The organism is Aquisediminimonas profunda (assembly GCF_019443285.1).
GTDB classification, from domain to species: domain Bacteria; phylum Pseudomonadota; class Alphaproteobacteria; order Sphingomonadales; family Sphingomonadaceae; genus Aquisediminimonas; species Aquisediminimonas profunda.
Map to the genome: position 1 here is coordinate 2209664 of NZ_CP080327.1, position 15672 is coordinate 2225335.

Here is a 15672-nt window from a genome sequence, read left to right on the forward strand (position 1 = left end):
TGGGCGGTCTCATTGCCCCGGGTGATACTTGCGCTCGACATGGCCCGCCAAGTCTTCGGGCCAGAAATATACGGGTCGCAGGTTGCCGGTGGCATAGCGCGTTGCCTGGTCGTTGAAATGCTTCGACGCCGGATCGCCGCTTTCTCCGCCTGCCGTGACGGCAATGGCCCGGACACGGTCCCCGAATTCGACGACGGCCACGAAGCTGTTGCCGCTGGTTCCGTAATAGCGCTTGGTTCCCGGCCAGGCATGGGCGCCGAATGACGCGAGCGACCCCCATTGTGCGGAGGCAAATGCAACCGGCGTGCTTGGCTTCGCATCATCGAACTGCTGGACGATCGCGCCGTCGTTGCGCTGGAAACGGTTGATATCGCCCCAGGGCACTTCCCATGATCCGAAGTCGGCGGTCAGCCGGTCGATCGCAATCGAAAGCGCCTTCAGCTTGCGCGCCGGGGATGCAGCTTCCATCGCCTTGTAATGAGTGAGCCCGGCGGATTCGAGATCGAGATCGGGGATCGTATCTCCCCAGAATGCCTCGCCCCAGAAGATGGCGAGCGATGTCGCCACTGAATCGGCCGCCCAGCGGCGATCCCATGCCTTGAGCAGGGCGACGGGCCGCGCGAGCCTTGCCCTTTCGGCCCCCTCGGGCAGCGCGTCCCATGCAGACACCAGCCCGGGAATCAGCGGATCGAAGGCAATGAGGTGCGGATCGAAGGCGATGGCACGCAAGCCCTCGATCGTCAGGCCGGTGGCAGGCGTCAGAAGTTCGTTCGCGTGCAGGCCGCGCGGATTTTCTCCGGCAGTATCGAGGTAACGGGGGAAGGCGGCTGCCTTGGGGCTGTCGGGGCCGGCCGAGGACCAGGGCCAGTCATTTGTGTTCATCGCCCAGCCGACGGGCGGCGTCGTGACCTTCGGCAAGGTGTCGATCGCGTGCAACCCCTGCCAATCGGTCGCCGGGTCGCTGCCGTCGACGGGCCGTGTGTAATCGAAGCGATCATTGCGCTTCGGCACGAACTGCGGGACGAGAAAGGCAATTTCCCCCTTGTCATCGGCGAACAGCGTGTTGTTTGAACTGTTCGCGCGCCGCTCGGCAACCTTCAGGAAACCCGGGAGGTCGCTGGCCTTGGTCCGCAGGAAGCTCTGCTCGAGCGCGGCCACCGGCGTGTTCATCAGCGCAAAGGCAATCCACTTGCCATTGGCCGCGCGCGTGATCGGGCCGTGGTGGGTGGCAAAGGTCGTGAAGCGGCGGGTCGCCAACCCTCCGGCGGGCAAACGGTAGGACAGGGTGATCGGCTTCACCGTCAGCGGGCGCAGCGCGCGCCCATAGCGATAGAAGCGCTTGCCTCCCCGTTCGACAATCGTCTCGCTGAACTCGTCGATGGAATCGACACCGCTCGTCGTGTGCATCCAGCCAGCGTGGGCGTTGAACCCCTGATAGATGAAGAATTGACCCCAGGTCGCCGCGCCATAGACGTTCAGCCCTTCGTCGCTCGACACCTGCTGTTCGGACCGGAAGAAGAAGCTGGTGTGCGGATTGATCAGCAGAAGCGCATGCCCGTCCTTCGTCCGCGACGGAGCAATGGCGATGCCGTTCGATCCCTTGGGTTCCTGATAGGCGCGCGGGTCCTCCTCCTTCAGGGCAAGCTGCTTGCGCCCATAGAAGGCAGCAAGCTGGCCGACACTGATGCGCTCTATGTCGCCGCCGATCGATCCTTCGGAAAAGGCGAGGGCCATCCAGGGCTCGAAATGGCGGATGACGCGCGGGCGGACATTCGGGTGGGTCAGCAGATAATAGTTCAGGCCATCGGCCCAGCCCTGCATCAACGCCCGCAGCCACGCCGGGCTGGTGGCATAGTGCTGCCGCAGGGTTGCCGGATCGATATAGAGGCGCTGTCGCAGATCCTGCCAGATCGCCTTTTCGCCGTCGGCCTCGGCAAGCCGGCCGAGTGCGACGAGATAATTGGTCTCGATCCGGTTGAAGTCATCCTCGGCCTGGGCATAGATCATGCCGAAGACGGCATCGGCATCGGTCGGGCCGTGGACATGGGCAATGCCCCAATCGTCGCGCGTGATCTCAATGCGCTGGGCAGTCGCCGCCCATCGCGCATGCTCGGGGATGTCGGTCTTGCCCCAAGCCGGCGTGGCGAGCGCAAGCGCTGCAAAAATGACGTAATGTGTCCTCATCCGGCAATTCCCTGGCGGACGGCATCAATGGGCCGCTTGTTGGGGACAAGTCTGCAGGCGCGCGCGACTTGGAGCAATCGAATTTTCACGTTGGCGGGATGAATTGGGTGATTGGTGGCTTCATGACGGGCCGGACCTTGACAGCCTTGGTGTAATATAACACTAATACACTAAGGCGAGCCAATGGGAGGACATGCCATGAATGCCCGTGACGACGCGAAATTTCCGCCGGTTGCCTTGTGGCGGATCAATGCCATGCGATTCCTGTTCCTGCTGATGGCCTTGGTGATGGGCAGCGTGGTCTGGTCCCAATTGCTGTTCGAATCCGCGGATTGGCCCGTGATGCGCGGCCTCGCCAAATCGATGCTGGCCGCGCTTGCGCTCCTGAGCCTGATCGGCGTGCGCTATCCGCTGCAGATGTTGCCGCTGATGCTCTATGAGATTGCGTGGAAGACGATCTGGCTGACGCTGATCGCAGGCCGCGCGTGGATGGCGGGGAAGTGGACGCCGGATATCGAGAGCCTGTTCACCGATTGCATTGGCATCGTGATCGCCTACTTCATCGTGCCCTGGCGTTACGTGTGGGCGCGCTATGTGGTGCAGGCGATGGAGCCGTTGCGGGCGCTCAGCCCTTCTTCGCAAGATTGAATGCAACTGCTTCGCGCACCAGCGCCTTCAACGCTTCGGCGTCGACGGTTTCGCCTTCGCGCACGTCGATGGCGCGGCGGGTGCCGCCGTCCAGGCTGGCGTTGAACAGACCGGCGGGGTCATCGAGCGATGCGCCCTGAGCGAAGGTCAGCTTGACCTTGTCCTTGTAGGTTTCCCCAGTGCAGATCAGCCCCCCATGTTCCCACACCGGAACGCCCGCGGGGTTGGAGGGCTTGCGCCATTTGACGTCCTCCGTCACCTCAGGGTCAGCGGCCTTTATGAGCGCGCGGAGCTTGGCCAGGGTTTCGCTGCGCCAGTCACTCATCGTCTGCATCCCTCAGGATGACTATTTGGCCGGGTCGACCACATGGCCGACGACGTGTTCCACAAGGGTCGATTCGACTGGCGGGGCAGCAAGGGTGCACCTTGTGCCGTCTTGGCGGCAGGCATCGATCTCTCCGGTTAGCGTATCCAGTCGGTAGCCGGGCACGTCCATTGCGTAGCGGGGTGCTGGCGGCGGTGGCTTGAAATAGATTGCGGCCGAGACGAGTGCCCCTGCGATGACTATGCTGGCTGAAATCTGGCGCATGGCCTATCCCCCGTTTTGCCCCGGTGCCGTTTGGGGCGGGGGGCACTGCCGTCCGGATCGTCGACCGGCGCGATCCTAGAGATGCCGGGCTGCACAGTCCAGATGGGCCTGACGGAGTGTTTGGCGCAAAAAAAGACCCCGCCAGCGTGCCGGCGGGGCCAATTTTTGCTTGGTCGCTTTTTAAAAGTCAGGCGAACTTGACCGTCAGCGTGTGGCGGCGGCGCATTGAACCGCCGACGAGGCCGAAGCCCACGATCATCATCGCCCAGGTTGCGGGTTCAGGCACCGAATTGACGTAGGTGCGGAAGCCAAGATCAACGTGCGGCGCGAACGGCATGTTCGGCGAGTTGAGCGGCGCTGTTCCCCGATATGCATTGCCGCCCGCATAGTTGATCGGCGTGAAGTTTGCGACATTGAACGGCACCCCCGGTGCGTCCGTGGAGGTGCCCGCGGCCCAGCCGAAGACGCCCTGGATTCCGCTCGGATTGCGAAGTGCAATGACAAACTGCTCCCCAGCGTTGAACGAGATGTTCTGACCGCTCAGATCAAAATTGACGATCCCGCCCTGTCCCGCAGCAAGCGAAGACACATTGGCGAATGCCGTGCCCAGGATGTTGCCGGACTGGACAATGCCTGCATTGTCAAATGTCACGTTGTTGGCGATCACAACTTCAAAGGCGCCGCCGGTGTTCAGCGGATTGAAACGGCTCATCTGGAGGTCAATTGCAGCCAGAACGCCGGAAATTCCGGCAGTCACGAACTGGATGCCTTGGGCCTCGATCAAGTTGAGAGCTGTGCCCGGGGGGCTGGTGTTGATGGGCGATCCGAAGATCTGGTAGATGATCGAACCGCCATTCGGCGCGACTGCAATGTTGGACTGGTCAACCACGACTGCTGCGTTTGCAGCGCTGGCCGCGCCCAACATGAACGCCGATACCACGGCTGCTTTAAGACTTGTCGTCAAATTCATAGTGCCCCCTCATTCTCGACTCTAAAGCGAATCGAATTTTCGATTTTACCCCATTGATGTGAGGTTGAAGACAGATCTGGCCCAGCACAACCCCGCCATTCCATCCGTCCCAATTCAGGACTCGCCTACAAGTTGTTGTGACGACAGTCTTTTCAGGAAGGGGGAGGTGTTAGCCCTTCCACCCGTGCGAGAGCAGTTTCACGGTCACGCGCCCGGTCGCGACCTCGGTTCCGTCCGCATCGTGCATCGGGAATTCGGCGACATAGGTAGCCGAACCCTTGCGCTCCAGATCAGCCAGAAGGGTTTCGAGTTCGGCTTCGCTGAGGCTGAATTCGGCCGTCACGTCGCTCGCCGCCGTCTTTTTGAACGAGACGTAGATGTCCTTGATGATCGGGTAGAAGCGCTTTGTATCGAGAATCGAAATGCCGGGGATGGCCGCCACCGCCTCCGCCAGCACGGTATAGGCACCCATATAGAGCACATCGACATGGTTCTCATTGCCCTTGAGCGGCATGAGCAGCTTTGCATGGCCGCGCCCTTCCTCAAGCCGCTTGAGGCCGGTGCGCTCCACGAATTCCACGCGGTAGGTCGGTTGCGTCATCGGGAACTCCCTGCCTGATCAGTCATGCTCGCGGTCGCCCGCGCCCATGTACAGCTCGCGGCCAGTCTCGTCATAGACCTTGCTCATCTGGGCCATCCCCGCATCGGCCTCTGCTGCAACGAAATCTCCGGCTGGCTGGTTCTGCAGCCGCGCGAATTCGCGCACTTCCTGACTGATCTTCATCGAGCAGAATTTCGGGCCGCACATGCTGCAGAAATGCGCAGTCTTGGCGCCTTCCGCGGGGAGTGTCTGGTCGTGATACTGCTCCGCTGTGTCTGGATCGAGGCTGAGGTTGAACTGGTCGCGCCAGCGAAATTCGAAGCGTGCCCGGGAAAGCGCATCGTCGCGCACCTTTGCGGCGGGGTGGCCCTTGGCGAGATCTGCTGCATGAGCGGCAAGCTTGTAGGTGACAACGCCGACCTTCACATCGTCCCGGTCGGGCAGGCCCAGATGCTCCTTGGGTGTGACGTAACAGAGCATCGCTGTGCCGTACCAACCGATCATCGCGGCACCGATGCCGCTGGTGATATGGTCATAGCCTGGAGCAATATCTGTCGTCAGCGGCCCGAGCGTGTAGAAGGGCGCTTCGCCGCACACTTCCAGCTGCTTCTCCATATTCTCCTTGATCTTGTGCATCGGCACATGGCCGGGGCCTTCGATCATCACCTGGACGTCCTGCTGCCACGCGCGGTGGGTCAGTTCGCCAAGCGTGTAGAGTTCGGCAAACTGCGCTTCGTCATTGGCGTCCGCAATGCTGCCGGGGCGCAGGCCATCGCCCAGTGAATAGGCGATGTCATAGGCCTTCATGATTTCGGTGATGTCATCGAAATGCTCGTAGAGGAAGCTCTCCTTGTGATGCGCGAGGCACCATTTCGCCATGATGCTGCCACCGCGCGAGACGATGCCGGTCACGCGCTTTGCTGCAAGGGGCACATAAGGCAGGCGGACGCCTGCATGGATCGTGAAATAGTCGACGCCCTGCTCGGCCTGCTCGATCAGCGTGTCGCGGAAAATCTCCCAGGTCAGGTCCTCGGCAACGCCGCCGACCTTTTCCAGCGCCTGGTAGATCGGCACCGTGCCAATCGGGACAGGGCTGTTGCGGATGATCCATTCACGCGTGTCATGGATGTTGCGACCTGTGGAGAGGTCCATGACCGTGTCTGCGCCCCAACGGATCGACCAGACCATCTTGTCGACTTCGGTTGCGACATCGGAGGCAACCGCCGAGTTGCCGATGTTGGCATTGATCTTGACAAGGAAGTTGCGGCCGATCGCCATCGGCTCGCTTTCCGGGTGGTTGATGTTGGACGGGATGATCGCGCGGCCGCGAGCGACCTCGTCACGGACGAATTCGGGCGTGACATAGTCGGGAATGGACGCGCCAAAGCTTTCTCCGTCGCGGACATATTCTGCCAGCCGCGCGCGACCGAGATTTTCGCGTTCCGCAACATAGATCATTTCCGGCGTGATGATCCCCTTGCGGGCATAATGCATTTGGGAGACGTTTGCTCCGGCCTTGGCGCGAAGCGGCCGATCAACGACCTTGGGGAAGCGCGCAACGCCGCCACTCCGGTCGGGGCCAAGCTGTCCATTATCCTCGGGCTGGATAGGACGTGCATCATAGCTTTCGACATCGCCGCGGCCCATGATCCAGTCCCGGCGGAACTGCGGCAAGCCAGCCATGATGTTGATCGTGGCGGCAGCGTCCGTGTAGGGGCCAGACGTGTCATAGACACGGACCGGCGGCTCTCCGCTTGAAGGCTCAAGCGTGATTTCGCGCATTGCGACTTTCACATTGGGATCTGCTGCCGCCGGGACATGAATCTTCCGGCTCCCCCGGATAGCCCCGGTCGTGACTTTCAGTTCTGTGGGGGCGTGCAGGTCGGCCATAATCATGCTCCTTCAATTGCCGGAGCAAGAGCGTGGCGATCATAGCCACTCCCTCCCTCCGCCCGTGCAAACGGGATCAGGTTCGGCGGGTCGGGCTGCGTTACCAGCCCCTCTCAGTCACATGACTCCCCGGGGATGGCCTAATGCTAGAAGGATTCTTCGGTCGGGTCCAGTTCAAGCGGCGAAGCGAGCCGGTATTTCCGGATCGGACGTGTCGAGCAGAGGGATATCGCCTGGCGGCAGGCCGGCATAAGCATCTGCCCAGCGCGCCACCCAGTCGGGATCGGTTATACCCGCCGGATGATAGCCCGGCAGGAGTGAGCGCAAGATGGCAGGCGAGGCATGCCATGCGAACCTTCCGATCATGGCATAAAGGCGCAAGCGGCTGCGCCAATTGCGCCAGAGGCCATCGCGTTCGAGCATGCGCTTGTACCCTTTGCGGGAGGCCATGGCGACATGCCAGGCGCCGAACAAGGTTCCCCAGACGCGCGGCCAATAATCCCCACACAGGTTCTGGTACAGATCGAAGGCGACGTTCTTGTGTTCCGTTTCCTCGACCATATGCCAAAGGACCAGCGAGGAGACGGACCGGTCTGCATTGCCGAACAGGATCGATCGCTGATGGATCAGCCATTCGGTGATCCCCATCGTCATTGTCTCGAAACCGGCGGTATAGGCGAGGCGCCAGCGCAGGCTGCGCTGCTGGAAACGGCGATAGTCCGCCTCGAGCTCTCCTTCGACATCAGCCAGTTCGGGATAGCTTTGCTTCAAGATCTCGTTGTAGCGGCGGTGGTTCTGGAAATGCACGCCTTCCTGCCCGATGAAGGCCTGGACATCGGCCTTGAGGTCTAGCTTGCTGACAAGCTTCAACGCCTCGGTCACCGTGCGGATCAGGAAGGGCTCGAGATAGGGCATCGCAAGCGACGCGCCGTTGACCATATGGCTCCATTCGCGGCGAAGTGGATGCCAGGCCGGATCGATCTTCTCGTCGAAGGCAAAGGGGATACGGCGAACCAAAATAGCGGTGCCGCTCATTGTCCTCCGCCCCGCATGTGCCGGACATGTTGCCACACGCCCCAAAACAGCAGGGGGAAGGCAATATGGACACCGATCATCGGCGGCCAGCCGAACAAGAAGATGATGTTGTTTATCGTGACATCGCCGGGGAACGGTCCGCCACCGAATTCCAGACCGCGCGTCCCGAAGGCCGCGTTCGCGAAAGCCGGCAATGTGAACAGCCAGGCAAAGGCAAGCGATGACCAGAACAGCCAGGACTGCGCCCGATTGCCCAGCCGGATATAATTGCCGGCAGCGCCGATCGCGATCAGCAAGGTGCCGTTCGTGATGGCTTCAAGATGCGCCATGTTCCATGCCCGGCGGTCGCTTGCGATATGGACCGGGACGTCACGGACGAATGGCCAGAGGTCAATCGCGCCCAACAGGAAAAATATGTAGAACCAGCCGATGAACAGGGCTGTAAGTAGCAGGCCTACTCCGTTGAGTATCAGCAATGCGCGGCGTCTGTCGCTCAACATGGCGTGTGCCTCTCCCCCAAAATTCTGGCCGGGCCATGCAAGCCGCTGCCGAATTTCGTGCGCAAGGTGCAGTTGCTGTCCTGCAATGTCAAATTGCGGATGTGGTGGTCAGCGCATGTGTGTGACGGTTGTCAGAATGTGTACGCAAGGCCGAGGCCGCCCAGCCATTGATTGGCGTCACCAGCATCCGCCACAATGGGAGATCGGGCATAACGGCCCATCACACGACCATATTGTCCGGCAATGACGATGGCCCATCCCTTGCGCAAATCGCCAGATAGCGACTTTGCCCCGGCAAGGGTGAAAGCCATTTTTGAAGCACCGGACTTGCTGCCCGCCGCGCTGTAGGCGGCCAGTCCGCTGGCGGTGCTGCCTGCGGGATCAATATCAAAATATGTGCGGCCGAAGCCCTTGCCTACAAATGTAACTGTGGCTTGCGCCCCCACAAATGTCGTGCGTGAAAGCGGCGTGCCATATTCGAAAGACGTCGTCATCACATGGCTGCCATGTTTGCCGAGCATGTCATGCAGATAGGAGACGCGAACGCCGATCTGGTCATGCTCGCTCGTCAGGACACCCGTCTTGGAAATGCCTGCATAAAGACCACCCTCAAGCGTGCGGGGCAGGGTCCCAAGGGCGGCGACTTGCGGATCCTTGATCCGGGAACTGCGTTCGTTGCGCAAGTTGAGAAGGGGACCAAGCTTGATATCCAGATCGTCCCCGGCGTGGCCGCGCATCAAATCAACTGAAAGGTTCACGCCTCGCGTTACAAAGGCAAAACCGTTAATGCGCCCGCGAACGAGAAGTGCAGGAATGAAGATGTTCTCGTCCGAACCCGTGTAGCTTGGGATGGTCCCTGCACCGACTGCCACAGTGACATAGTCGCGCGGTCTCGGCCGGTCATCGGCCAAGGCCGGCGAAGCGCAAAGTGCGCCAACCAATGTCAGTCCAAGGAACCGCACATCAAGCCACCTTTCCGGGGGTGTGATAGTGCGGCGAGTCTTAACGCAGACTTTCGCAAAAGCGCAATCGTCAGAGACCTAGATCGGACAGGCAGGGATGATCATCCGGCCTGCGACCGAGGGGCCAATGAAACTTGCGATCCTCTTCGCGAATGGCAAGATCATTGATGCTCGCGATTCGCCGACGCATCAGGCCGTTGGCCTCGAATTCCCAATTCTCATTCCCGTAGCTACGATACCATTGGCCGCTGCCGTCATGCCATTCATAGGCGAAGCGAACGGCAATGCGGTTTCCATCATGAGCCCAAAGCTCCTTGATCAGCCGATAATCCAGTTCCCGTTGCCACTTTTGCTTCAGGAAGTTCTCTATGTCGGCGCGGCCGGTCAGGAATTCGGCACGATTCCGCCAGACGGAATCCGGCGTGTAGGCAAGGGCGACCCTCGCCGGATCGCGGCTGTTCCAGCCATCTTCCGCGGCGCGAACCTTTTGGGCGGCGGTTTCCGCTGTAAACGGTGGGCAGGGTGGTCTTGTTTCGGTCATGTCCGGCTCCGATCAGGCAAAAGGCGTTGCAAATTCAATCCGAATGCCACCTGGCATCGTGCAGATGAAATGACGGGTGGTCGCCCCTGCGCGGATCGGTTCTGGCGGAAATTCGATCGTGACGCCAGGGTGAGCAGAAACCCGGGCATGCGCCCGGTCCAGTGCGGCATCGTTTTCCACGCCAAGCGCCAAATGATGCAGCCCGATAGCGTTGCGCCGATCGAAATGCGCGGCCTTTTCTGGGTTGGCGACTTGCCAGAGGGTCAGAAGGATCTGTCCATCCGAGACAAAGCGAGCCGGATAGTCGGGTCGTTCGCCGACAACCTTGAAGCCAAGGGCGTCGCAGAAGAAGGCTGCGGCACTGTCGAGGTTGGGCACGGACAAGCCGATATGGTGCGCGCCACGCGTCAGGGGTTCGGTCATTTCCGGTCTCCATTTTCAAGGGTTTGAGCCTGCGCGCGCAGCCGTTCGATTTCTGCGCGCAGTTGGGTGATTTCGGTTGTGAGTGGGCGGATTGCCTGCGAGATTTCAACTTCCGTAAAGCGCGGCGTAATGTGTTGCGGGCAGTTCCAGTCGTAACCGACAACGTCGATCACATAGGCCCGTTCGGGGATCGCCTGATAACTGTCAGGCATCAGTGACGCGACAAGGGCAGGGTCTTCATTGGCCTGCACAATGCGCGCCCTGCCAAGAATCTTCAGGCGGCGGCGGTTCGGATAGTCCATCAGGAACAGTGAAACCCGCGGCTCGGTCGTGAGATTTGCCGTGCTGACGTGCTGCCGGTTGCCGCGATAATCGGCAAAAGCCAACCTGTTGCCAGGCAGCAGTTTCAGAAACCCCGCAGGTCCGCCGCGGTGCTGGACATAGGGCCAGCCTTCGCTTGTCACGCTAGCCAGATAGAAGCTGTCGCGGGCAGCAATGAATTCGGCTTCCCGGTCCGTCAGCTGGTCTGGTTCTCCCGACGCGCCCGCTTCCATCCTTGCATAAGAAGTACGAGAGCCGTCCGCTTCCTGCAGCGCGCGGGCCGTTTCGGTAAAGAGCGTGAGCACATAATTCTGGGCCATGATGGCAATCCTCCTTGTGCGCGACCGGAATGGGGCCGGTCTCAGGGGGCAACCTGCCGATCCGATCGCGCCAGAAGAGGATTAGCCTGTTGCAAGAAGTGTGATAATCATGCATTTGTGAAGATATCTATTTCAGAATATGGAATAATGAGTGGATCGTCTTCAAACGCTTGAGATGTTCGTGGCTGTGGCGGAACGCGGCGGCTTTGCTGCTGCCGCGCGCGAATTGCGGGTCTCTCCGCCAGCCGTTACGCGTGGTATTGCTGAACTTGAGGCCCGGCTTGGCGTCGTGCTGTTCCATCGATCAACACGGGCTGTGACCTTGACCGATGAAGGCAGCGGCTTTCTCAACAAGGCCCGGCGCATCATCGGTGAGCTCGACGAAGCAGAGCGGCAAGTGTCTGGCGCGCGCTCCGAACCGCGTGGCCAGTTCTATGTGACGGCGCCTGTCGCATTCGGAAGGCTCCATGTGCTTCCGGTCGTGACGGAACTGCTGGACCGGCATGCCGAGCTCAACATCCAGATGATGCTGATCGATCGCAATGTGCGCATCATAGAAGAGGGGATCGATGTGGCAGTGCGGATCGGGGCACTGGCTGATTCAGCGCTGAAGGCCGTGCGGATCGGCGCAGTGCGGCAGATGCTCGTGGCAAGCCCGGCCTATCTCGCCCGAAGAGGCGTTCCGGAGTCGGTCGCGCACTTGTCCAACCACCAGCTCATAGGGACAACCGGGCCACGCGCAGCGACCGAATGGCGTTTTGGCGGACGGCGGGACCCAGTCGCTGTCCGTCCGCGCCTTCTGGTCAACACTGTGGATGCTGCAGTCGACGCAGCAGAAGCAGGCGGAGGGGTCGCCAATCTGCTCAGCTACCAGGTGGCTGATGGCCTGCGCGCGGGCCGCTTGATCGAAGTGCTGCGACCGGACGTTCCGGAGCCACTGCCAATACATTTGCTGTTTGAATCCAGCAGGGCCTCTGCGCCGGCGACGCGAGCCTTTGTCGATGCCATGCGCGCACGTGGGCGCGACCAGGCTTGGCAGATATAATTGCTCCAAGTGGAATAATAACTTCCATTTTCTTGGAATTATCTACTCCGAACTAAGCGATTAATTGGGACGGGACGGACTTTTCCGCCACATGAAAGGAATGTTCAAATGTCTCGTATCCCGACCCCCGCCACGATTGCCGATGCCCCTGAAGCGACCCGCCCGCTGCTCGAGGCGGTCAACAAGCAACTCGGCAGCGTACCGAACATGTTTCGCCTTATTGCCAACAGTCCGGCGGCGCTCGAAGGCTATCTCGGCCTCAGCGGTGCGCTTGCAAAGGGCAAGCTCGCCAGCGCAACGCGCGAGCGGATTGCCCTTGCCGTCGCCGAACTCAATGGCTGCAATTACTGTCTCGCGGCCCATACTTACCTCGGGAGCAATTTCGCCAAGCTTGACGCAGCCGAAATTGCTGCCAACCGTCGTGGTAAATCCAGCGATGCAAAGGCAGATGCTGCCGTGCGCTTCGCGGCCAAGGTTGCGGCGGAACGCGGCGCGATTTCAGCGGCCGATGTCGACGCTGTTCGTGCGGCAGGCTATGGCGATGCCGAGATTGTTGAAATCGTGGCGCATGTCGCGCTCAATACGTTGACCAACTATATCAACGAAGCACTGGGCACGACCATTGACTTCCCTGTGGTCGACCGCCTGGCAGCCTGACCTTGTCAAAGACTGACCCGGTCGTTCGCAATCGGCGGCGGCCGGGTCAGAACATGTATTTCATTTTGATTGATTGTGTCGTCTCGCCACTTCCCACCGTAAAGCGGGCTGCGGCAAATTTAGGCGGGCCAAAGCCAATGGCTGGATTGTTTGAAAAGCCGAACCCTTCGCGCGGAATCATGAGGGCAGTGTCCAACTTCCCGTTCGCGTTTTCGTCATGAATAAGAGCAACGGCATAAGTGCCTGGTGCAAGGTCGGAAAAATACACTGATGCTGCCTTTGCAGCCGGGACGGTCATCTTGTGGGCCTCGGCGTCCTTCGCACAATTGGGAAAGGCGCGTCCATTCGCTGTAAGGCAGATGAGGATATTGCCCTTCAGGCTCCGCAGGCCGACGATCTTGAGATCAAGTCTTGATGGTTCCGCCGCTGCGACTGTCGCCGTCAGCAAAAGTCCCAAGGCCGCGATCCGTGCCGCAAATCTTGTCCCACACCCTGAAATATAGGCCATAATTTCCCCGATATTCGTCGTGGTGCCGCTGGTGATGCGTTGCCGTGATCAACCAGTTTCCCAAAACGCCCCTGACAATGATGCGCGGAAACAGTTCCCAACCCATGTGATTGGTGACACCCATAAGCGTCATCACCGAAAGCACAACCGCAAGTGCTGCAACATGAATGGGAATAACGAAGACGAGGGCCGGGATGACAATTGCGCCGGTCAGGGCCTCCCAGGGATGAAAGCTCATCGCGGCCCAGGCAGTGGGTGGCCGGCTTGCATGATGGACAGCATGTGCGCGACTGAAAAACCAGGGCCGATGCATCAGCCTGTGCGTCCAGTAGAACCAGCTGTCATGGGCGGCGAGATAGAGGAGAATGGAGACCGGGAAATACCAAAGGGGGTAAGCGCCAAGGTCACGGTAAATCAGGGTCCAGCCGCGCGAATCCCACCCCCAGGCGACGACGCCCGCCGGGATGCCATAAATCGCGGCACTGGCCAGGGACCAAGCGATTTCACTCCGGATCTGCGGCGTGAGACGTGCGTAGAGGCCCGGATGCCGCAGGCGCGTTGCCCAGGCAAACGTCCCGCTCACGATGAGATAACGGACACCCACGATCAGGGTCATGGCAACGGCGGAAAGAAGGATTGCCACAAGTGTCGCCTTTGGTGACTGATCTGCTGGTGCCGCCTACAGGACTCGAACCTGTGACCCCCGCATTACGAATGCGATGCTCTACCAACTGAGCTAAGGCGGCCAGAGGGCGGGCGCTTACCAGTGCGACCGGACGAGCACAAGGGGGTCTGGACAGCATTGCTCCCTGAATTGGCGGTGCCGAGTCCCACCCTACAGGCCAAGGCCCATTGCGTAATGCCTTGATAAGAATTGGCTTGTAGGGATCAGCGCAACCGACTGGACAAGATTGCAACAATTTTCCACAATCGGCCCCTGTAAAGCGTAGAGGATTGGGCCGCTATGCCACTGAAAGACGATGACATGACGACCAGCCTTGGCGAAATTCCCCAGAAACGACAGGAAGAACGAGCACGCGTCAATCTTGACGGGCCGACGCTGCGGCAGGGGAATGGAATGATCGGATCGATCAAACTGCATGACGTTTCATCACGAGGTTTTCGAACTGACTGGCCGGAAAAGCTCCTTCCCGGCGAAAAGGTCTGGCTGAAAGTGCCCGGGATTGATGAGCTTGCCGCTACCGTCGCATGGGAACTGGATCTGATGATCGGATGCCAGTTCGAAGTTGCGTTGAGACCTGCGGTTTTCTCCAGAATCGTCAATCAGAAAAGTTGACCGGGCCCCAGCGCAGACTCTAGGGATTTCAGCCGAAGGGGGCTGTGATGGCAAGAGCGTGTTGGCGTTGTGTGGAACCGATTGAGGACACTGCCACCCGCTGTCCGTCCTGCGGCGTCCGTATTGTGCCGTTAACGGCCGAGCCGAGTCCGCTCGCAACTGCGCGCAAGATCCGCATCGCATTGCTGGTCCTGCTTGTGGCGATGGGCGGCCTCATCGCGTGGGTTTTTTGAGAGGCCTGGAGTCTATCGCTCCGGAAGCTTCGCCATCGCATCCTCGAGCAAGCGACGCACAACCGCGCAAGCATCGGTCACGGGCAGTTCCTGATCGTGGCGGAGCAGACGCCAAGTCTGGAAGCTGAGGATAACATTTATGGCACGGGCACCCAGTTTATCGTCGCGAACCGAAGGCGGAAGCTGCGCATCAAGGCTTTCGGATTCGAGGCGCAACATCCTCTTGTAATCCTGCATCAGGAATTCTGACTGGAAGCGCTTCAGGTTGGCGGAAATCCGGTAGGGCAGGATCGCCTCGAAAACGCGCGCCCGCTTGTCGGCTGTATAGAGCATCCGCTCTTTCCAGGTGTCCCCCCTGGGGACTTCCATGATGATCGGGATCACCTTCGCTTCGATGGCATCGCACATTTCGCGATAAAGGGCATCCATATCGTCGAAATGCCGGAATACCGACCGGAGACCGACACCGGCCACCTCCGCGACGCGCGCGGCGCTTGGGGAGACATCGCCATTACCGACCAGTTCAAGCATTGCGGATACGATCCGCGCCCGGCTCGAGCGGCTGCGCTCGCGCCGGCCATCGGCCTCGCGGCTCTCATCAATTGCAATATCTGGAGCAAGAATGGCAGTCATGCCTTGCTTCCTTGCCTGTCAGCATCGTTATGGCAAGGGGTAACAAACAATTCCGTATCTTGGCTTGGTGAGCCCTGTTGAATTCGAACCAGCGACCTACTGATTCAAAGCCATCTCTTGCTCGGACGGCGAGAGCGAGCGATGAAGCGATTCAGGTGAATGAAGAGACCGCAGAAATTTGCCTCGGTCCATGCCAAAGTCCACAATCATTTTAATCGCAGCGCCATCTCGCCGTCCGTCAAAATTACAAGATTTGCCGCTCGACCGCCCTGACCAAGTGACAGAACCTGATGGCATGAGGTGACGCTGGGGAGG

At 60.1% G+C, this 15672-nt stretch carries 20 protein-coding genes, 1 tRNA gene and 1 riboswitch; of the genes, 5 read left to right on the forward strand and 16 right to left on the reverse strand.

The features are described 5' to 3' along the window. Positions 1-9: 9 nt before the first annotated feature. Positions 10-2184: a penicillin acylase family protein gene (locus K0O24_RS10990; protein WP_219892801.1), complete on the reverse strand. Its 2175-nt coding sequence runs from the start codon at positions 2182-2184 to the stop codon at positions 10-12. 198 nt (positions 2185-2382) lie between these two features. Here K0O24_RS10990 and K0O24_RS10995 point away from each other — a divergent pair, with 198 nt between their 5' ends. Continuing rightward, on the forward strand, positions 2383-2832 hold the full coding sequence (locus K0O24_RS10995; RefSeq protein WP_219892802.1) for a hypothetical protein: 450 nt from the start codon (positions 2383-2385) through the stop codon (positions 2830-2832). Here K0O24_RS10995 and K0O24_RS11000 read toward each other — a convergent pair. From K0O24_RS11000 to K0O24_RS11050, 11 genes are all read right to left on the reverse strand, one after another. Further along, a complete protein-coding gene (locus K0O24_RS11000) occupies positions 2810-3157 on the reverse strand; it encodes a DUF1801 domain-containing protein (RefSeq protein WP_246610955.1) in 348 nt (115 codons plus the stop codon). The two genes, K0O24_RS10995 and K0O24_RS11000, sit on opposite strands and share 23 nt — an antisense overlap. Positions 3158-3178: 21 nt before the next feature. Then, positions 3179-3421 carry a hypothetical protein gene (locus K0O24_RS11005; protein WP_219892804.1) on the reverse strand — a complete coding sequence of 81 codons (243 nt, stop codon included), beginning with the start codon at positions 3419-3421 and terminating at the stop codon, positions 3179-3181. 187 nt (positions 3422-3608) lie between these two features. Then, positions 3609-4391, reverse strand: coding sequence for a PEPxxWA-CTERM sorting domain-containing protein (locus K0O24_RS11010; protein ID WP_246610956.1), 783 nt, complete (start codon positions 4389-4391; stop codon positions 3609-3611). A 169-nt stretch (positions 4392-4560) separates the two neighbouring features. Then, entirely contained in the window at positions 4561-4992 is a 432-nt protein-coding gene (locus K0O24_RS11015) for a PaaI family thioesterase (RefSeq protein WP_219892805.1), read from the reverse strand. Positions 4993-5010: 18 nt separating this feature from the next. Further along, the gene (thiC, locus tag K0O24_RS11020; RefSeq protein ID WP_219892806.1) at positions 5011-6882 is read right to left on the reverse strand and encodes a phosphomethylpyrimidine synthase ThiC; all 1872 of its coding nucleotides are present in this window, start codon (positions 6880-6882) and stop codon (positions 5011-5013) included. A gap of 36 nt (positions 6883-6918) precedes the next feature. After that, a riboswitch (TPP riboswitch) is annotated at positions 6919-7024 on the reverse strand. A gap of 32 nt (positions 7025-7056) precedes the next feature. Beyond that, the gene (locus K0O24_RS11025) at positions 7057-7917 is read right to left on the reverse strand and encodes a metal-dependent hydrolase (RefSeq protein WP_219892807.1); all 861 of its coding nucleotides are present in this window, start codon (positions 7915-7917) and stop codon (positions 7057-7059) included. Then, positions 7914-8417 carry a styrene oxide isomerase gene (locus K0O24_RS11030; RefSeq protein WP_219892808.1) on the reverse strand — a complete coding sequence of 168 codons (504 nt, stop codon included), beginning with the start codon at positions 8415-8417 and terminating at the stop codon, positions 7914-7916. The genes K0O24_RS11025 and K0O24_RS11030 overlap by 4 nt, the downstream gene beginning before the upstream one ends. A gap of 131 nt (positions 8418-8548) precedes the next feature. Then, on the reverse strand, positions 8549-9379 hold the full coding sequence (locus K0O24_RS11035; RefSeq protein WP_219892809.1) for a MipA/OmpV family protein: 831 nt from the start codon (positions 9377-9379) through the stop codon (positions 8549-8551). Positions 9380-9449: 70 nt separating this feature from the next. Then, a complete protein-coding gene (locus tag K0O24_RS11040; RefSeq protein WP_219892810.1) occupies positions 9450-9920 on the reverse strand; it encodes a nuclear transport factor 2 family protein in 471 nt (156 codons plus the stop codon). Positions 9921-9932: 12 nt separating this feature from the next. Continuing rightward, the gene (locus K0O24_RS11045; protein ID WP_219892811.1) at positions 9933-10343 is read right to left on the reverse strand and encodes a VOC family protein; all 411 of its coding nucleotides are present in this window, start codon (positions 10341-10343) and stop codon (positions 9933-9935) included. Continuing rightward, the gene (locus K0O24_RS11050) at positions 10340-10984 is read right to left on the reverse strand and encodes a pyridoxamine 5'-phosphate oxidase family protein (protein ID WP_219892812.1); all 645 of its coding nucleotides are present in this window, start codon (positions 10982-10984) and stop codon (positions 10340-10342) included. The genes K0O24_RS11045 and K0O24_RS11050 overlap by 4 nt, the downstream gene beginning before the upstream one ends. Before the next feature lie 151 nt (positions 10985-11135). Between K0O24_RS11050 and K0O24_RS11055 the strand changes: the two genes are divergently transcribed. Beyond that, positions 11136-12029 (forward strand): LysR family transcriptional regulator, encoded by an 894-nt coding sequence (locus K0O24_RS11055; RefSeq protein ID WP_219892813.1) that lies wholly within the window; start codon positions 11136-11138, stop codon positions 12027-12029. A 108-nt stretch (positions 12030-12137) separates the two neighbouring features. Continuing rightward, positions 12138-12686 carry a carboxymuconolactone decarboxylase family protein gene (locus K0O24_RS11060; protein WP_219892814.1) on the forward strand — a complete coding sequence of 183 codons (549 nt, stop codon included), beginning with the start codon at positions 12138-12140 and terminating at the stop codon, positions 12684-12686. Between the two features lie 46 nt (positions 12687-12732). On the opposite strand, the gene K0O24_RS11065 is transcribed toward K0O24_RS11060, so the two are convergent. The 3 genes from K0O24_RS11065 to K0O24_RS11075 form a co-directional block, all read right to left on the reverse strand. Further along, complete coding sequence (locus K0O24_RS11065; protein ID WP_246610957.1) at positions 12733-13143, reverse strand: DUF2141 domain-containing protein; 411 nt, start codon at positions 13141-13143, stop codon at positions 12733-12735. Beyond that, a complete protein-coding gene (locus K0O24_RS11070; protein ID WP_219895593.1) occupies positions 13091-13810 on the reverse strand; it encodes a sterol desaturase family protein in 720 nt (239 codons plus the stop codon). Before K0O24_RS11070 ends, K0O24_RS11065 begins: the two co-directional genes overlap by 53 nt. 54 nt (positions 13811-13864) lie before the next feature. Further along, positions 13865-13940 (reverse strand) — tRNA-Thr (locus K0O24_RS11075). 218 nt (positions 13941-14158) lie between these two features. On the opposite strand from K0O24_RS11075, the gene K0O24_RS11080 reads away from it, so the two are divergent. After that, complete coding sequence (locus K0O24_RS11080; protein ID WP_219892816.1) at positions 14159-14491, forward strand: PilZ domain-containing protein; 333 nt, start codon at positions 14159-14161, stop codon at positions 14489-14491. 47 nt (positions 14492-14538) lie between these two features. Continuing rightward, positions 14539-14724 carry a hypothetical protein gene (locus K0O24_RS11085; RefSeq protein ID WP_219892817.1) on the forward strand — a complete coding sequence of 62 codons (186 nt, stop codon included), beginning with the start codon at positions 14539-14541 and terminating at the stop codon, positions 14722-14724. 12 nt (positions 14725-14736) lie between these two features. On the opposite strand, the gene K0O24_RS11090 is transcribed toward K0O24_RS11085, so the two are convergent. After that, the gene (locus K0O24_RS11090) at positions 14737-15357 is read right to left on the reverse strand and encodes a TetR/AcrR family transcriptional regulator (protein WP_246610958.1); all 621 of its coding nucleotides are present in this window, start codon (positions 15355-15357) and stop codon (positions 14737-14739) included. Positions 15358-15672: the final 315 nt, after the last annotated feature.

What these genes read in the sequence shown, in the direction of transcription:
- K0O24_RS10990 (WP_219892801.1), bottom strand. Translation starts at nt 2,184, where the DNA reads ATGAGGACACATTACGTCATTTTTGCAGCGCTTGCGCTCGCCACGCCG.
- K0O24_RS10995 (WP_219892802.1), top strand. Translation starts at nt 2,383, where the DNA reads ATGAATGCCCGTGACGACGCGAAATTTCCGCCGGTTGCCTTGTGGCGG.
- K0O24_RS11000 (WP_246610955.1), bottom strand. Translation starts at nt 3,157, where the DNA reads ATGAGTGACTGGCGCAGCGAAACCCTGGCCAAGCTCCGCGCGCTCATA.
- K0O24_RS11005 (WP_219892804.1), bottom strand. Translation starts at nt 3,421, where the DNA reads ATGCGCCAGATTTCAGCCAGCATAGTCATCGCAGGGGCACTCGTCTCG.
- K0O24_RS11010 (WP_246610956.1), bottom strand. Translation starts at nt 4,391, where the DNA reads ATGAATTTGACGACAAGTCTTAAAGCAGCCGTGGTATCGGCGTTCATG.
- K0O24_RS11015 (WP_219892805.1), bottom strand. Translation starts at nt 4,992, where the DNA reads ATGACGCAACCGACCTACCGCGTGGAATTCGTGGAGCGCACCGGCCTC.
- thiC (WP_219892806.1), bottom strand. Translation starts at nt 6,882, where the DNA reads ATGGCCGACCTGCACGCCCCCACAGAACTGAAAGTCACGACCGGGGCT.
- K0O24_RS11025 (WP_219892807.1), bottom strand. Translation starts at nt 7,917, where the DNA reads ATGAGCGGCACCGCTATTTTGGTTCGCCGTATCCCCTTTGCCTTCGAC.
- K0O24_RS11030 (WP_219892808.1), bottom strand. Translation starts at nt 8,417, where the DNA reads ATGTTGAGCGACAGACGCCGCGCATTGCTGATACTCAACGGAGTAGGC.
- K0O24_RS11040 (WP_219892810.1), bottom strand. Translation starts at nt 9,920, where the DNA reads ATGACCGAAACAAGACCACCCTGCCCACCGTTTACAGCGGAAACCGCC.
- K0O24_RS11045 (WP_219892811.1), bottom strand. Translation starts at nt 10,343, where the DNA reads ATGACCGAACCCCTGACGCGTGGCGCGCACCATATCGGCTTGTCCGTG.
- K0O24_RS11050 (WP_219892812.1), bottom strand. Translation starts at nt 10,984, where the DNA reads ATGGCCCAGAATTATGTGCTCACGCTCTTTACCGAAACGGCCCGCGCG.
- K0O24_RS11060 (WP_219892814.1), top strand. Translation starts at nt 12,138, where the DNA reads ATGTCTCGTATCCCGACCCCCGCCACGATTGCCGATGCCCCTGAAGCG.
- K0O24_RS11070 (WP_219895593.1), bottom strand. Translation starts at nt 13,810, where the DNA reads ATGACCCTGATCGTGGGTGTCCGTTATCTCATCGTGAGCGGGACGTTT.
- K0O24_RS11080 (WP_219892816.1), top strand. Translation starts at nt 14,159, where the DNA reads ATGCCACTGAAAGACGATGACATGACGACCAGCCTTGGCGAAATTCCC.
- K0O24_RS11085 (WP_219892817.1), top strand. Translation starts at nt 14,539, where the DNA reads ATGGCAAGAGCGTGTTGGCGTTGTGTGGAACCGATTGAGGACACTGCC.
- K0O24_RS11090 (WP_246610958.1), bottom strand. Translation starts at nt 15,357, where the DNA reads ATGACTGCCATTCTTGCTCCAGATATTGCAATTGATGAGAGCCGCGAG.